This is a genomic window from Streptomyces sp. NPDC048636 (assembly GCF_040650655.1).
Taxonomy (GTDB): domain Bacteria; phylum Actinomycetota; class Actinomycetes; order Streptomycetales; family Streptomycetaceae; genus Streptomyces.
On the sequence record NZ_JBEZHR010000008.1, the window covers coordinates 84,105 to 99,853 of the forward strand.

Here is a 15,749-nt window from a genome sequence, read left to right on the forward strand (position 1 = left end):
CCCTCCCGACCCGCGTCCCGATCCCCGTCCCTCCGCACTTCCCGTCCCGCCTCCGCCCCGCCTCCCGCCACCTCCCTCCGCACCCGCTGGAGCCGCCCGATGCCCTCACCCTCCTCCCCGTCCGCCCCGGCCACCGCCGTGGCCCGCGCCGACGAGGTGGCCGCCCACACCCTCCTCAACTGTCTGCTCCGCGAGGTCTCCGGCCCGGAGCACCAGACCGCCGTCGCCGACGGACAGCTGCGGCTGCGGCTGCCACGCTGCGGGGTGCTGCTGCGCGTCGGACTGCGCCGTACGTCCCTCATCGGGGCGCACCGGTTCACCGGACCGGTCAGCGAACAGCGCGACGGCACCTGGACCGAGGTCACCTGGCGCGACCTCGCCGAGCTCATCCACCGGGAACTGCATCTGCGCACCGGCGTACGCAACGACGAGTTCCTGGACCAGGTCGCCTCCAGCCACGCGGGGATGACGGCGGCCCTGGAGGATCGGGAGAAGACCACCGCGGGGGCCCCGGAGGACGACGCCTATCTCGCCTCCGAGCAGTCGCTGATCTTCGGTCACCGCTTTCACCCCACCCCCAAGGCCCGCACCGGCAGCGCCGACGCCTGGTCCCTGTTCGCCCCCGAGGCCGGAGCCCGCTTCCCGCTGCACCACCTCGCCGTGCGCGAGGAGTCCGTCCGTGAGGAGTCCGCGTCCCCCGGGGCCCTGGGCGCCCTCGACCGCCAGCGCCCGGTGCCCGACGGCTACCGGCTGCTGCCCGCCCACCCCTGGCAGTACGCGATGCTGCGCGACCACCGGGCGCTGCGGGCGGCGCTGGGCCGCGGCGAGGTGCTCGACCTCGGGCCCGGCGGGCCGGACTTCGCGCCGACCGCGTCGGTCCGGACCCTCTACGACGGCCGGGACTTCCTCAAGTTCAGCCTGAATGTGCGGATCACCAACTGCCTGCGCAAGAACGCCGACTACGAGCTGGCGGGGGCCGTCGCGCTGACCCGGCTGCTGGAGCCGGTCGCCGCCGACCTCGGCGCCCGCTTCCCCGGCGCCGAGCTGCTGCGCGAACCCGCCTACCGCACCCTCGACCTCGGCCACCGCGAACTCACCGAGGGGTTCGGGGTGATCGTCCGCGAGGGTCTCGCCGCCCGGCTGCGGCCCGGGCTGACCGGGCTGCTGGCGGCGGCCGTCGCCGATGAGTACCCGACCGGCGGCGCCCAGGTCTCCCGGCTGCTCGCCGGGGCCGGACCGGACCGCGCGCTGGCCTGGTGGGAGGCGTATCTCGGACTGCTCGTCCCACCCGTCCTGGCCGCCTACTTCGACCATGGCGTGGTCCTGGAGCCCCATCTCCAGAACGTGGTCATCGGGGTCGACGCCTCCGGCACCCCGCGACAGGTCCTCTTCCGCGACCTCGAGGGCACCAAGCTGCTGCCCGAACACCACGCCGCGGCGCTCGCCCGGCTGCCCGCAGCCGTGGCCCGCCCCATGACGTACGAGCGCGGCCGCGGCTGGGACCGGGTGGTGTACTGCCTGCTGGTCAACCATGTCGCCGAGATGGTCGCCGCGCTCGCCGACCGCCATCCCCGGCTGGAGCCCGCCCTGTGGTCGGCGGTCCGCCGGGTGCTGTGCGAACGCTCCGCGGCCCATGACGATCCGCCGCCGCTGCGCGCCCTCGTCGCGGGCGTCCCGCTGCCCGCCAAGGCCAACCTCCTCACCCGCTGGGCCCGTAAGGCCGACCGTGAGGCGGGCTACGTCCGTATCGCCAGTCCGCTCGCCTCCGCCCTGCTGTCCGAGGCGGCCCATGTCATCTCGCCCGGGAGCAGCCGATGATCACCCCGTCCGTCGCCGGCCACGCCGCCACCCTCGGCGGTGACGAACTGCCCGCCTACGTCTACGACCTGACCGCGCTCGCGACCCACGCCCGGACCGTACGGGAGGCGCTGCCGCCCGCCGTCGAGCTGTACTACGCCGCCAAGGCCAACCCCGCGCCACACGTCCTCACGGCCCTCGCCCCGTACGTCACCGGCTATGAAGTGGCCTCCGGCGGTGAGCTGGAGCATGTCCGCGACGCCGTCCCCGGACATCCGCTGGCCTTCGGCGGACCGGGCAAGACCGAGACCGAGCTACGGCGCGCCCTGAAGCTGGGCGTGGCGCGTTTCCATGTCGAGAGCGAGCACGAACTGCGGCTGCTGGCGGAGCTCGCCGGGGCGGCGGGGCGCACGGCCGAGGTGCTGCTGCGCGTCAACCTCCCCGTGGACGGCGGTGAGCTGGGCGGCGCCGCGCTCGCCATGGGCGGCGGCCCCAGCCCCTTCGGCCTGAACCCCGGCCAACTCGAGCGCTGTCTCGGCCACTTCACGGCCGATTCCCCGCTGCGGCTGCGCGGTATCCACGCCCACCTGGCCAGCGGACTCGACGCCCCCGCCCAGGTCGCCGTGGCCGGACGGATCGCCGCCTGGGCGCGGGAGCTGTCCGACCGGCACGGTCTCGCGCTCACCGAGGTGAACGTCGGCGGCGGTATGGCCGTCGACTACACCCGTCCCGACGCACGCTTCGACTGGGCCGCCTACGGCGAGGGCCTGGCCGACGTGGCGCACCGGAACCCCGGACGCACCCTGCGGATCGAACCGGGCCGCGCCCTGACCGTCTACTGCGGCTGGTACGTCACCGAGGTGCTGGACCTCAAACACAGTGGTGGCGAGGCGTTCGCGGTGCTCCGCGGCGGCACCCACCACCTGCGTACCCCGGTCACCAAACAGCACGACCAGCCCTTCGTGGTGCTGCCCGACGACACCTGGGACCGCCCCTGGCCACGCCCGGCCGTGACGCGGGAGCCGGTCACGCTCGTCGGCCAACTGTGCACCCCCAAGGACGTCCTGGCCCGGCGAGTGCCGGTGGACGCACTGCGCGTCGGGGACCGGATCGCCTTCGCGCTCGCCGGTGCCTACGCCTGGAACATCTCGCACCATGACTTCCTGATGCACCCGAGGCCCGGCTTCCACTACCTGGGCGGCTGACCGGTCCGGGGGCGCCCCCCGGACCGGTCGGCGGGCGCCCCCGGAAATCCGGATGCGCGGGCCGGGGCGCGGCTGCGAGGCTGCGCGGATGGACCGACGACAGCTCTCCCGGCTCGCACATACCGACCACCCCATCGCCGCACCGCTCGCCGACGCGACGGTCGAACGGCTGCTGGAACGGGCGGTGACCGACGGGGCACGGGTGCTGGACCTCGGCTGCGGACGCGGGGAATGGCTCCGGCGCGCGCTGGAGCTGCGGCCGAAGGCGGTGGCCGAGGGCGTGGACACCGACGGCGCCGTACTCGCCCTGGGGCGTGCGGAGGCCCGGGAGCGCGGGGTGGCGGACCGGCTGGAGCTGCATGAGGCGGACGCCGCCGCGTTCGGCGCGCCGCACCGGTTCGGCACCGTCCTCAGCGTCGGCGCCGTCCACGCCTTCGGCGGTCTGCTGCCCACCCTCGCCGCGGCCCGGCGCCATCTCGCCCCCGGCGGCCAGGTGTTGATCGGCGACGGATTCTGGGAGCGCGAGCCCGGGGCCGCGGCGCTCGACGCGCTGGACGCCGTACCGGACGACTACGCCGATCTGGCGGCCACCGTGGACCGCGTCGTGGCCGACGGCTGGACACCGGTCCATGGCCATGTCAGCACCGTCCAGGAGTGGGACGACTACGAGTGGAGCTGGACCGGTTCGCTGGAGCGGTGGGCTCTGGACCACCCCGACGACCCCGGCGCCGGAGCCGCCCACGCCGCCGCCGCGGAGCACCGTGACGCATGGCTGAAGGGCTACCGCGGCACCCTCGGCTTCCTCACCCTGCTGCTGCGGCCGTCGACGCCCCGGTGACCGCCGGGCTGTCAGTGGTGGGTGGCACCATCGCGGTATGGGATCCGAGGACACCACCACCGCTTACTGGGACGCCGCCGCGGCCGACTTCGACCAGGAGCCGGACCACGGGCTGCGCGATCCGGGGGTCAGGGCCGCATGGGCGGCGCGGCTGTGTGACTGGCTGCCCGAGCGGCCGCCGGGCGAACCGCTGGACGTCCTCGACCTCGGCTGCGGCACCGGCAGTCTCGCGCTGCTGCTGACCGAGGACGGCCACCGGGTGACCGGCGTCGACCGCTCGCCGCCCATGGCCGAGCGCGCCCGCGTCAAGCTGGCCGGCACCGGCGCCACCGTGCTCGTCGGCGACGCGGCGGCGCCGCCGGTGGCGGAGCGGGCCTTCGACGTCCTGCTGGTGCGCCATCTGCTGTGGCTGCTGCCCGGCCCGGCGGCGGTGCTCCGCCGCTGGGCGCGGCTGCTGCGGCCCGGCGGACGGCTGGTGCTGGTCGAGGGGCGGTGGGGCGAATCCGATCCGGTCGGACTGACGGCGGCCGAACTGACGCGGCTGGTCGAGCCGTTGGCGGTGCGCACCCGGCTCGAGCAGCTCGGACCGGACGCGGCGCTATGGGGCCGGGAGGTGCGTGATGAGCGCTATGTCCTCATCGCCGACCTCGCCCGCCCCGTCCGGCACACCGAGATCGTCGACGTCCATCTGATCCTGCGCCGCGGCGGGGAGGTGCTGCTCGCCCGCCGCTCCGGCACCGGTTACGCGGACGGGCTGCTGCACGCCCCGTCCGGCCATGTCGAGGACGGCGAGGACGTACGGGCCGCGCTGATCCGGGAGGCGGAGGAGGAGACCGGGATCGTCCTCGCCCCCGACGAGGTGCGGACCGCGCTGGTGATGCAGCACAAGTCCCCGTCGGGCGCGCCCCGCACCGGCTGGTTCTTCGAGGCGGACGCCACCGGGCCGGGCGGCGGCCATCGGCCGGTCAACCGGGAGCCGGACAAGTGCGCGGAGCTCGGCTGGTTCCCGCTGGACGCGCTGCCCGACGACATGGTGGCGTACTGCCGCGCGGGGCTCGAGGCATACCGGGCGGGGGAGCGGTTCGTCCTGCACTGGCACGAGCCGGGGGACTCCATCGGCGTCGATCCCGGGGGTCCCGACCGGCTTGTGCCGCTGCCGGTGTCCTCGCCCGTTACGCGGACAGCTCCCGGACATAGCGCCATTCCGTGACCGCGGGTTCGTAGCCGAACCACTTGTTGATCGCCAGCATCGGCAGATTGTCACCGTCGTTGCCGGTGAACGCCTCGCGGCAGCCCGCCGCCCGGGCCCGGTGCAGTGCGTCGTTCTTGGCCAGCTTCGCCAGCCCGCGGCCCCGGAAGGCACGGAGCGTACCGGTCATCCCCGACCAGTAGCGGCCGTCGCCGTCCGTATGCGCCACGCTGTACGCGGCGGCCGTCCCGTCCACCACGGCCACCGTGGTCAGTTCGCGGTTGAGCGCGGGGTGTTCCCAGACCAGGGCGATCCACTGGTCGTACGGCAGCCGCCCGGCCGCCACGTCCCCCGGCTCGTCCGCGGTGCACTCCACGTCCGCCTCGTACAGCGGACGGGGATCGTCGAGGAAGTCCGCCGCCGTCCGCAGCTCCACCTTCCCCGGCAGCCCGTTCGGGTCCAGTGGCGGCAGGGCGGCCGCGGTGAGGTCCAGCCGCTGCACGCGGGACGAGCGGCCGCGCCGGTAGCCACGCCGCTCGGCGAAGGTCACCGCGTGCGGGGCCTCCAGCGTCCAGGCGAAGACCTTGGCGGCGCCGAGCGCGGCGAGCCGTTCCTCCGCCGCGGTCACCAGCGCCGAACCCGCGCCCCGGCCCAGCGCGTCCGCGCGCACCGAGGTGTTGGCGAACGCGAGCCCCCGCTCCTCGCTGTCGTGGAAGACGCCGATCTCGGACGAGCCCACCACTTGGCCGTCCACCTCGGCGACCAGCAACCGGTACTGCCGTTCGGCGGGTGCGCTCGCCACTTCCCAGCTCACGGTGGACGCCGTGGTCACCAGATGGGGAAAGGCGGAACGGCGCGCCGCGGCCACGGCCTCCGCGTCGGCAGGACGGAAATCGCGCACGATCATGGTCATGGTGTCGCAGGCTACGGTGTCCCCGCCCGGGGTGCCTCCCGATTTCCGGACACCGGTGTGACCTCACACCACGGCATCACACAATGGGGAGGACAAACCCGCCGGACCGCCGGAACGGCCGACCGGACCCCCGCCCACAGCACCCGCCGAGGAGCCCCGCGTGGCCTTGCAGATCACCGTCGACCCGGACGCGGCGACCGCCCCGTTCGAGCAGATCCGCGCCCAGATCGCCGAACAGGCCCGCTCCGGCGCGCTGCCCGTGGGCTACAAACTGCCCACCGTCCGCGGGTTCGCCGAGGAGCTGGGGCTCGCGGCCAACACGGTCGCCAAGGCCTACCGGGCGCTGGAGTCCGACGGTGTGATCGAGACCCGCGGCCGGCACGGCTCCTTCGTGGCGGCGGCGGGCGACGCGGCCCGGCGCCAGGCGGCCGAGGCCGCCCGGGCTTACGTCGAGCGGGCGCGGCGCCTCGGTCTGGCGCGCGCGGACGCGCTCGCCGTGGTCGAGGACGCGCTGCGGGCCGCCTACGACGCGTCCTGAACCCGCCGACCGCCCCGACCTCCACGCCCCCGATCAGGAGCCGCACCCATGGCCAGCCGGAAAGCCCTCGTCCGACGCCCCAGCCCCCGACTCGCCGACGGACTCGTCACCCATATCGACCGCAAGCCCGTCGACCCGGAGCTCGCCCTGCGGCAGTGGGAGGACTACGTCGGCTGCCTGCGCGCCCACGGCTGGGAGACGGTGGAGGTGCCCCCGCTCGACGACTGCCCGGACGGGGTGTTCATCGAGGACACCATGGTCGTCCATAAGAACGTGGCGCTGATGGCCCGTCCCGGCGCCGGGTCCCGCAGGCCGGAGACGGCCGCCGCCGAGGAGACCGTGACCGCCCTCGGCCTCTCGCTCAACCGGGTCCGCGAACCGGGGACACTGGACGGCGGCGACATCCTCAAGATCGGCGACACCCTCTACGCGGGCCGCGGCGGCCGCACCAACGGCGAGGGCGTACGGCAGCTGCGCGCGGTCTTCGAACCGCTGGGCGCCCGGGTGGTGGCCGTACCGGTCAGCCGGGTGCTCCATCTGAAATCGGCGGTCACCGCCCTCCCCGACGGGACCGTCATCGGCCATCCGCCGCTGGTCGACGACCCCGCCGCCTTCCCGCGCTTCCTGCCCGTCCCCGAGGAGTCCGGCGCCCATGTGGTGCTGCTCGGCGGCGGACGGCTGCTGATGGCGACGAGCGCGCCGCGCAGCGCCGAGCTCTTCGCCGACCTCGGCTATGAGCCGGTGCCGGTGGACATCAGCGAGTTCGAGAAGATGGAGGGCTGTGTGACCTGTCTGTCCGTACGGCTGCGAGAGCTGTACGGCTGAGCGGCGCACCACCCGGACGGCGGCCCCGGAACCGACGGCGGCCCCGGAACCGACGGGGCGCCGAGCCCCGGACCCATGGCTCAGAGATACAGCCCCGCGTCCGCGTCGCCCGGCTGGACCGGAACCGACGCGGGCCGGGTGCCGCGGCGCAGCGCGAACAGCTCGGCCAGGGTGGCGCCGTCCCGTCCGACGGTGTCCTCCCGGCCGTGCGCGTCGTCGCCGAGCCAGCCCAGCGCCTCGGAGCGGCTCAGCTTGCCGACCTCGATCCGGGCCAGACAGCGGCCGGGGCGGACCACGGCCGGGTGCAGCCGCTCCAGGTCCTCGTTGGTGGTCACCCCGACCAGTACGTTCCGCCCCTGGCCGAGCAGACCGTCCGTCAGGTTCAGCAGCCGGGAGAGCGCCTGGCCCGCGGTGTGCTTGGCCTCGCCGCGGATCAGCTCGTCGCAGTCCTCCAGCAGCAGCAGCCGCCAGCGGCCCTTGGCCGAGCCGTCGTCCTCGCCGATCGCGATATCCATCAGATAGCCGACGTCGGTGAACAGCCGCTCCGGGTCCAGCACGCAGTCCACCTGGCACCAGTCCCGCCAGGAGCGGGCCAGGGTGCGCAGCGCCGAGGTCTTGCCGGTGCCCGGCGGGCCGTGCAGCAGCAACAGCCGCCCGGCGATGTCATCCGGGGTGACCTTCATCAGCCCGTCCATCGCCTCGGCGACCGGCGCGGTGTAGTTGCCGCGGATCTCCTCCCAGGTCCCGGCGGAGATCTGCCGGGTGGTGCGGTGCGGACCGCGCCGCGGCGAGACGTACCAGAAGCCCATCGCCACGTTCTCCGGCTGGGGTTCCGGCTCGTCCTCCGCGCCGTCGACCGCCTGCCCCAGCACCTTCTCGGCGAGCGCGTCATCGACGGCGGTCACCGTCACATCCGCGCCCCGGTTCCACCGGGACACCAGCAGCGTCCAGCCCTCGCCCTCGGCGAGGGTCGCGCTGCGGTCGTCGTCACGGGCGGCGCGCAGCACCGTGGCCGAGGGCGGCAGCAGGGTCACCCCGGACTTCACGCGGTCCACGGAGTGGCTGCGGGCGTACGGCTGCTCACCGGTGGCGAAGCGCCCGAGGAAGAGCGCGTCGACGACATCCGACGGCGAGTCGCTGTCATCGACGTTCAGCCGGATGGGGAGAGACTGTTCGGCGGGTGTCGTGGGCAGGGCCTGCCTCCTGAGAACGCGGGTCGGTGCGGCGGTCGGCGCACCCGCCCCATGATCCAGCACGTGGGGCGTCCACGCACCGGGGTTTGTGGCCGTTTGGCGAACGGTTCCGAAGAACCCCACCGGAATGGGGGCGTTCACGGATACTCTTACCCTTTGTGGGACGTCAAGGTGGGGAACGGGCCGGATTAACGAGCACGAGGCGGTGGCGGACCGGCACGCTGCTCGCCGCCGGTATGGCGGCACTGGCCGTACTGCTGACCACCTGCACCGGCTGGCCGGGGGGCGGAGACGGACGGCGGGGGTCGGCGTCGGCCGACGACAGATCCGCCGCGCCGGGCCTCGGCTGGGGATTCACCCATACCCAGTACAGCGCCGACCAAGGCACCGCGCGGGGCACACGGACCGCCGAGCGGACGCTCTCCGACCGCCGGATGCCGCAGAACCAGCACCTCATGGGCTGGGGCGCGGGCAACCCCGAGCCGTCGCCGGGCCGCTACGACTTCGCCGACCTCGACCGGCGGGTCGCCCTGATGCGCCGCACCGGCACCGTGCCCGTCCTCACCCTGTGCTGCGCCCCCGACTGGATGAAGGGCGGCGCGCCGGGCCGCACCGACTGGTCGCGGAAGTCGCTGGAGACCGCGCCGACCCCCGCCCACTACAAGGACTTCGCCGAGCTGGCCGGGAAGGTCGCCGCGCGCTATCCGGACGTCCGTCACTTCATCGTCTGGAACGAGTTCAAGGGCTTCTACGACGACACCAAGCGGCGCTGGAACTACGAGGGCTACACCCGGCTGTACAACCTGGTCTACCGGGAGCTCAAGAAGCGCGACCCGAAGAACCTGGTCGGCGGCCCGTATGTGGTCGCCGACAGCGATCCGCCCGGGGACTCCGGCTCGTCCCCGGTGCGCGGGCCGTGGGGCACCCTCGACCAGCGGTCGGTGGACGCGATCCGCTACTGGAACCGGCACAAGACCGGTGCCGACTTCGTGGTGGCCGACGGCTCCAGCTACACCCGCGAGGACGACCGGCTGATTCCGGACGCCTTCCGCGCCACGGAGAAGTTCACCGATGTCACCCGCTGGCTGCGGAAGACCACCGGGCTGCCGGTGTGGTGGGCCGAGTGGTACGTCGAACCGGCCGGATCCGATGACCGGCGGGACGGCTGGAGCGAGCGGCGCCGTACGGCGGTGCAGGCCACCGCGCTGATGCGGCTGGCCGAAGGCGGCGCCACCACCGCCTTCTACTGGAACCCCCAGCGGCGCGGCGCCCGCTGCCCCGGCTGTCTGTGGCGCAGCACCGAGCTGTCCGACGGCGGCACCCCGCTGCCGATGATGAGACTGCTGGGCCGGTTCGCCCGGGAGTTCCCGCCCCGCACCGCCTTCCGCACGGTGGACATCGCCGCCGAGGACCGGGAGAGGCTCCAGGTCCTCGCCGACGACCACGCCCTGTTGGTGGTCAACACCCGTGACCGCCGGGTGACGGCCCGGGTGGACGGGCACTCCTTCGGTCTCGGCGGATACGGGGTGCGCTGGTTCAAGCGGTAGCCGCGCCGCGCTCATGACATCGTCAGGAATCGCTGCACCAGTGCGGCCAGCACCACGCCCAGCAGCGGCAGCGCGCACCAGAACGAGCCCCGCAGCCAGCGCAGCCGGCGGACGCCCGGCTCCACCGCCACCCGCACCACCTCCCGCGCCGCCAGCAGCACCAGCAGCGCCACCGCCGCCAGCGCGCCCAGCACCGACCACGGCGTCCAGGTGATCAGCGGGCCGGCCCGGCCCGGCGCGGGCTCGGCCACCGCCCCGGGTGGCTGCCGCTTCAGCTCGTACAGCGACGCGTCCCCGTTGGACAGCACCCTGCGCAGTTCCGAGCGGCCGTCCAGCGAGCGCTCCAGCCGCCGCTGCCAGTCGGCGGGGTAGCCGGAGTCCAGAGCGAGGTAGACCGACTGACCACGGCCCAGCATCAGATAGGAATGCGGCCCGGCGTCCCCCAGCGCCCGGACCAGTGAGCCGACCCGGGCCGGATCGGGCGGGGCCAGGGTGGGGACGTAGTCGACCCGTTCCATGTCCCGTTCGCCCCACGGCATCGCCGGGGTGACGTTGTTGACGGTGTCGTTGCTCATCCACAGCACCCGCACGGTGGGCCGGTCATGGGCGTAGAGGTACTCCATCGCCGCGACCTCGCCCGGCCGCACCCGCTCGAAGGTCTCATTGCCCCAACGGGCCACCAGGAAGCCGGACATCAGGGTCAGCCCCGCGAGCAGGGCCGCCGGCGGGCCCAGCCGACGGCTCCGCCGGCGGGGCCGCACGCTCGGGAAGAGCGCCAGCGCGGCCAGGGCACAGGCGCCCGGCAGCGCGAACAGGAAGACCCGCAGCGCCATCTCCCCGCCGTACGACTGCATCCCGAAGCCCAGGAACGGTACGAAGGTCAGCACCAGCAGCGAGCGCTCCGCGAACCCGGCCGCCCGCCGCCGCAGCACCCCCCAGCAGGCGAAGGCCAGCACCCCGCCGGCCAGCGCCACCCGGGTGTAGAGGACCAGCTTGTGCACACTGCTGCCGCCCTCGATCCGGCCGGAGACGGACGAGGAGACATTGCCGCCCACCCCGCCCATCCCGCCGAACAGCTCGTCGAAATGGCCCGACCAGTACGGTTCGGCGAGCCACCCCACCCAGACCACGACCATGACCCCGCACAGCAGCGGCAGCCCGTACAGCTCGGAGCGGCGCAGCAGCACCAGCGCGCTCACCACCCCCAGCATCACGAACGGGGTCAGCTGATGGGCCGCCACCGACGCCGCGAACAGCACCAGCAGCAGTCCCAGCAGCGCCACCCGCTGACCGCCGGAGGCCCCGGCCACCTCGGTCTCGCCCGGCCGCAGCCTGCCGCGCAGCACCCGGGGTTCGCGGAACCACACCAGCAGCACGGCCACGAAGACCAGATAGAAGAGATAGGTGAAACCCTGCGGGGAGAAGTAGTCCTGGCCCACCCAGCCGCTCAACGCGAACAGCCACACCGCCGTCCACTTCGCCCGCCAGCTCCCGCGCACCGCCCGCATCAGCACCATCAGCGGGGCGAGATAGAGCAGCTGGATCAGCGTCGGCCACCAGCGCAGCAGCGCGCCGAAGTCCGTCACCCCGCAGGCACCCGCCAGGAACTGGGCCCCCGCGAAGAAACCGGGCCAGCTCCAGCGCGCGTCCAGATCGGGCACCGCGTCCCCGGTGCGCCCGATGTAGTCCATGAACCCCAGGTGCTGCCAGGCCGTCGGGAACCGCGGCTGCGCCTCCAGTACGGCGGGCACCGCGTGCAGCGAGACCACGGTGGCCAGCAGGGTGACGGTCAGCAGCGCCCGGTGCGGCCGGTCCGGCCACAGCCCGCCCGCGAACACGGCCACGAGCAGCGCGGCTCCGGCGAAGGTCGCCGGGGGCAGCACCGACACCAGGCCGAGCCCGCCCATCCCGTCCAGTTCGGCCTCGCCCATGCCGATGAGCGGCAGCCAGTAGAGCCCGAGCGCGGCGATGAGCAGCCCCCACAGCAGCGGCCCGGCGGCCCGGGTGCGGTGTACGGGCTCCGCCGCGGGGCTCCGGAGCGACGTCGTGTCCAAGTCGCGCTCCACCGGGCCGCCGCCCGGACCCCGGCGGGTGTCAGGACGCCGCTCGGGGTGGTCGAAGTCGGTCCGCACACCGAGCGCGAGGGTGTCGCTGTCGAGCGCGGCGCGCACCGCCCAGCGGGTGCCGTAGCTCTCCTCCTGCCCGCCGAGGCTCCGCCTGCCGCCGCGATCACCCCGTACGGCCAGGTCTGCCAGGTCCCCGTCGGGGGCGGTGCCGGTCTCCGCGAGCGGGACGGCGGCGGCGGCCGGGGCGGCCGGGGCCGCGGGCGCGGCCGTGACCACCCGGTAGAGCTTCACCGCCGCGATGGACGCGATCACCGCAAGGCTGGAGATCTCCGCGACCCCCGCCCCGGTCAGCCCCATCCGCGGCAGCAGCAGCAAGGTCAGCCCCAGCACCAGCACACACAACAGGCCCTGAAGATAAGCGAGTCCGGAGGTACGGCTCTGCGCCCGCAGCACCGCGAAGTACACCTCGATGACCACCCGCAGCGCCGCCCCCACCGCGAACCACCGCAGCAGCGGCGCGGCGGCGTCCGCGTAGCCGTCCCCGAACACCCCGAGGATCTGCGGGGCGAACACGAACAGCACCAGACAGACCGGGATCATGATCCGGGCCATCCGGCCCAGTGCCGCCCGGCAGTTCTCGGCGAGCCGGGCCGGATCGTGGGCCCCCTCGACAGTCAGCGACGCGCCCATGTTGATGGCCAGCAGATTGGTGGTGCCACCGATGGTGGTGGTGATGTAGAAGTACGCGTTGTCCTCGGCGCTCACCTGCGAGGCGACGATGACCGGCACCGCGTAGACCACGGCCAGCGAGAACAGCGACCCCGTGTAGTCCCCGGCGAGGAATCGCCCCATCTCCCGTAAGGACGCCGGCCGCGCCGTGCCCCGCGTGGCCTTGACATGACGGGGCACCAGGCGGCGGAAGACCAGCCAGCCCAGCGGCAGAACGGACACCGCGATCGCGGCGACCCACGACACGAACACCCCGGCGGTCGGAATCGCCGCCGCCAGCGCGATGAGCAGCAGCAGCTTCGCCGCCGAGAACACCGTATTGCCCACCGGCACCCAGAGCGCGCTGCGCAGCCCGGTCAGCACCCCGTCCTGGAGGGTCAGCAGCGACCAGGCGACCACCGCCGCGACAAAACCGAGCCCGTGCACCGGGCCGTGCAGAAAGCGGTACGACGGACCCCAGGTGTTCAGCGTCAGCAGGAAGACCACCGCCGCGACCGCGACCACCACCGAACTCGCCGCGTAGGTGGTGGAGACCAGCCGCCCGGTGGCGCGCCCGGCGACCGGGATGAACCGGGCCAGCGCCCCGGTGAGGGTCACCGCGGTGAGCCCGGCCAGGAGCTTCATCGCGGCGATGGCCGCCGACCCCTGGCCGACGGCGTCCTCCGCGTAGTAGCGGGCCGCCGCCAGCCAGAAGCCGAGGCCGAGCACCGCCGAGATGCCCGTATTGAGCATCAGGGCGTAGGCGTTGCGGAAGAGCTGGCCGCGTTCCCCGTGCCGGGCGGCGGGCGCCTCGGCGGCCGTCCGCTCCCCGGCCCGGGTGGTCGTGTCGGACACGGGCTCAAGTCACCTTTCCCAGAACCTGACGTGATCTGCGGACCAGGGCGTATCCCTTGGTGAGGGCCCGGTCCCTGGCGAAGTGGCGGCCGAGCGACCGGCCGCTGACGAGCTGCTGGAACTCCTCGATACGGGTGGTGCGGCGCACCGTCACCCGGCGCAGGGCGTACGGCCCCTGGCCCTTGGCGGCCAGCGCGTTCCCCACCGCGAGGGACACTCCGAACCCGGCGGAGCGCACCGCGTGGCGCACCCGGCGGCTGGAGTAGCCGTACGGGTAGGCGAACGACACCGGCGGACGGCCCAGTTCGGCGGTGAGGATCTCCCGGCAGCGGGTCACCTCGAACCACAGCCGTGCGTCGGTGAGCTGGTCGAGCTGGGGGTGGGTGTGGCTATGGCCGCCGATCTCCACCCCGGCGGCGGCCAGCTCCCGCACCTGCGGCCAGTCGAGCATCACATCGAGCGCGCCGTCGGTCTCGTAACGGCCGCGCAGCCAACCGGTGGAGGCGAACAGCGTGGCCGGGAAGCCGTGGTGGGCCAGGGCCGGGAGGGCGTAGCGGTGTACGCCCTCGTAGCCGTCGTCGAAGGTGATCAGTACGGGGTTCGGCGGCAGCGGTGTCCCACCGCGCCAGGCGGCGGCCAGCCGTTCACAGGTCACGGGGGTGAAGCCGTGTACGCCGAGCAGATCCATCTGCTCGGCGAACGCGCCCGGTGAGACGGACAGACCGTGGGTGGCCCGCGCGGGGGCGTGGGCCACCGCGTGATACATGAGGATGGGTACCGGTCCGCCGCCGCTCATACCGCCCCCTCGCCCCGGCGGTCCGGATGACCGTCGCCCGAGCCGCCGCCGGGCGCGGCGGAAAGCCTCCCGGCCGCGTCAGCCGTGCCGTCGGACGCGGCCGCTGCCGGGTTCCCTTCCGGTGCGGCGGACGTGTCCTGCGGCCCGGTCGGGGGCCCGTCCGGCGTGGCGGACCGCCCCGCGGAGGTGGGGTGGGCCTCCCGCGCGGCGGGGGCCGTGGCGTCCGCCGACGCGGGGCCGTCCACCAGGACCGGGGCGATGCCGAAGTGCGGGCCGCCCTCCGGGATCGGGGCGATGGTGAAGCGCGGGCCGCCACGGCGGGCGCGGGCGCTGCCGATCACATAGCCGCCGGTGGCGGCCGCCACCCCGGCCACGATGGCGGCCGCCCGCCCGGCCCCGCCCGCCTGGCCGAGCAGCGCGTCCCGCACTCCGCGCCCGACACCCGCGGGCAGCACCCGGGTGGTGTAGCGCCGCTCGGCCGACAGCCCGTCCCGTGCCCCCGCACTGCGAGCCACCAGCGCCTTGGAGAGCCCCTCGGCATAGGCGCGGCTGCGGAAGTAGCCGAACCGCTCCCGCGCGGCGGGCACCTTGTGGTGGATCACCGCACGGTCGTCGATCAGCAGTACCGCGTCCGGCCGGGCACGGGTGAGCCGGATGCACAGCTCGGTCTCCTCGCAGCCCAGCGGGCGCTTGTCCCCGTCCCGGCCGATACCGGTGGCGAACCCCCCGGCCAGGGTGAACGCCTCCCTGCGGAACGAGGCGTTACCGCCCAGCACATTGCGCACCCGGACCCGACCCGGCGGCAGCCCCCGGTACGTACAGCCGACCACCCAGTCGAACTCCTCCGGGAACCACACCGGGCGGCGGCGGGAGGCCCACACCGGGACCGTGCGCCCGCCGACCGCCATCACCCGTGGATCGACGTAGGCGGCGGCGAAGTGGCGCAGCCAGTCCGGCTCGGCGACGGCGTCGTCGTCGAGGAAGGCGATCACCTCGCCGCCGGAAGCGGCGATCCCGGTGTTACGGCCCGAGGACAGGCCGCGGGGGCCCGCGTTGGCGAGCACCCGCACCTCCTGCCCCGCTACGGCGTCCGCGTCCGCCCCGTCGCCCCCGTAGTGGTCCGCCAGCCGCCGCAGCAGCCGTGCGTTGTGGTCCACCACCAGGAGCGTTTCCAGGGCGGGCAGGGACTGGTCGCGCACCGAGGCCACCGCGGCGAGGATGTCGCCCCAGCGGTCCTCGGTGTAGACGCAGATCACCACGGAGATCCGCACCGGTGGTG

The 15,749-nt window shown here is 74.0% G+C and carries 11 protein-coding genes and 1 pseudogene; 7 read left to right on the forward strand and 5 right to left on the reverse strand.

The genetic code is table 11. The annotated features are described in order from the left end of the window. Positions 1-99 precede the first annotated feature (99 nt). The 4 genes from AB0C66_RS22575 to AB0C66_RS22590 all read left to right on the forward strand — a co-directional run bounded on the left by AB0C66_RS22575 (position 100) and on the right by AB0C66_RS22590 (position 5,050). The gene (locus tag AB0C66_RS22575) at positions 100-1,818 is read left to right on the forward strand and encodes an IucA/IucC family protein (protein WP_362441320.1); all 1,719 of its coding nucleotides are present in this window, start codon (positions 100-102) and stop codon (positions 1,816-1,818) included. Further along, positions 1,815-3,002 carry a type III PLP-dependent enzyme gene (locus AB0C66_RS22580; RefSeq protein WP_362441323.1) on the forward strand — a complete coding sequence of 396 codons (1,188 nt, stop codon included), beginning with the start codon at positions 1,815-1,817 and terminating at the stop codon, positions 3,000-3,002. Before AB0C66_RS22575 ends, AB0C66_RS22580 begins: the two co-directional genes overlap by 4 nt. 88 nt (positions 3,003-3,090) lie before the next feature. After that, positions 3,091-3,840 (forward strand): class I SAM-dependent methyltransferase, encoded by a 750-nt coding sequence (locus AB0C66_RS22585; protein ID WP_362441325.1) that lies wholly within the window; start codon positions 3,091-3,093, stop codon positions 3,838-3,840. 37 nt (positions 3,841-3,877) lie between these two features. Continuing rightward, on the forward strand, positions 3,878-5,050 hold the full coding sequence (locus tag AB0C66_RS22590) for a methyltransferase domain-containing protein (RefSeq protein ID WP_362441328.1): 1,173 nt from the start codon (positions 3,878-3,880) through the stop codon (positions 5,048-5,050). On the opposite strand, the gene AB0C66_RS22595 is transcribed toward AB0C66_RS22590, so the two are convergent. After that, positions 5,013-5,942, reverse strand: coding sequence for a GNAT family N-acetyltransferase (locus AB0C66_RS22595; protein ID WP_362441331.1), 930 nt, complete (start codon positions 5,940-5,942; stop codon positions 5,013-5,015). The two genes, AB0C66_RS22590 and AB0C66_RS22595, sit on opposite strands and share 38 nt — an antisense overlap. A 160-nt stretch (positions 5,943-6,102) precedes the next feature. Here AB0C66_RS22595 and AB0C66_RS22600 point away from each other — a divergent pair, with 160 nt between their 5' ends. Together AB0C66_RS22600 and ddaH are read left to right on the forward strand one after the other, a co-directional pair. After that, on the forward strand, positions 6,103-6,480 hold the full coding sequence (locus AB0C66_RS22600; RefSeq protein ID WP_362441334.1) for a GntR family transcriptional regulator: 378 nt from the start codon (positions 6,103-6,105) through the stop codon (positions 6,478-6,480). Positions 6,481-6,528: 48 nt separating this feature from the next. Next, positions 6,529-7,305, forward strand: coding sequence for a dimethylargininase (ddaH, locus tag AB0C66_RS22605; protein WP_362441337.1), 777 nt, complete (start codon positions 6,529-6,531; stop codon positions 7,303-7,305). Between the two features lie 80 nt (positions 7,306-7,385). Here ddaH and AB0C66_RS22610 read toward each other — a convergent pair whose 3' ends face one another. Then, entirely contained in the window at positions 7,386-8,498 is a 1,113-nt protein-coding gene (locus tag AB0C66_RS22610; protein WP_362441854.1) for a DUF5925 domain-containing protein, read from the reverse strand. Positions 8,499-8,734: 236 nt separating this feature from the next. On the opposite strand from AB0C66_RS22610, the gene AB0C66_RS22615 reads away from it, so the two are divergent. Beyond that, entirely contained in the window at positions 8,735-10,045 is a 1,311-nt protein-coding gene (locus AB0C66_RS22615) for a xylan 1,4-beta-xylosidase (protein WP_362441339.1), read from the forward strand. Between the two features lie 11 nt (positions 10,046-10,056). Here AB0C66_RS22615 and AB0C66_RS22620 read toward each other — a convergent pair whose 3' ends face one another. The 3 genes and pseudogenes from AB0C66_RS22620 to AB0C66_RS22630 form a co-directional block, all read right to left on the reverse strand. After that, positions 10,057-13,674 (reverse strand): lipopolysaccharide biosynthesis protein, encoded by a 3,618-nt coding sequence (locus AB0C66_RS22620; RefSeq protein WP_362441342.1) that lies wholly within the window; start codon positions 13,672-13,674, stop codon positions 10,057-10,059. Positions 13,675-13,678: 4 nt separating this feature from the next. Beyond that, positions 13,679-14,470 carry a polysaccharide deacetylase family protein gene (locus tag AB0C66_RS22625; RefSeq protein WP_362441345.1) on the reverse strand — a complete coding sequence of 264 codons (792 nt, stop codon included), beginning with the start codon at positions 14,468-14,470 and terminating at the stop codon, positions 13,679-13,681. Between the two features lie 284 nt (positions 14,471-14,754). Further along, positions 14,755-15,741: pseudogene (locus AB0C66_RS22630) on the reverse strand (glycosyltransferase family 2 protein); the annotation flags it as partial. Positions 15,742-15,749: the final 8 nt, after the last annotated feature.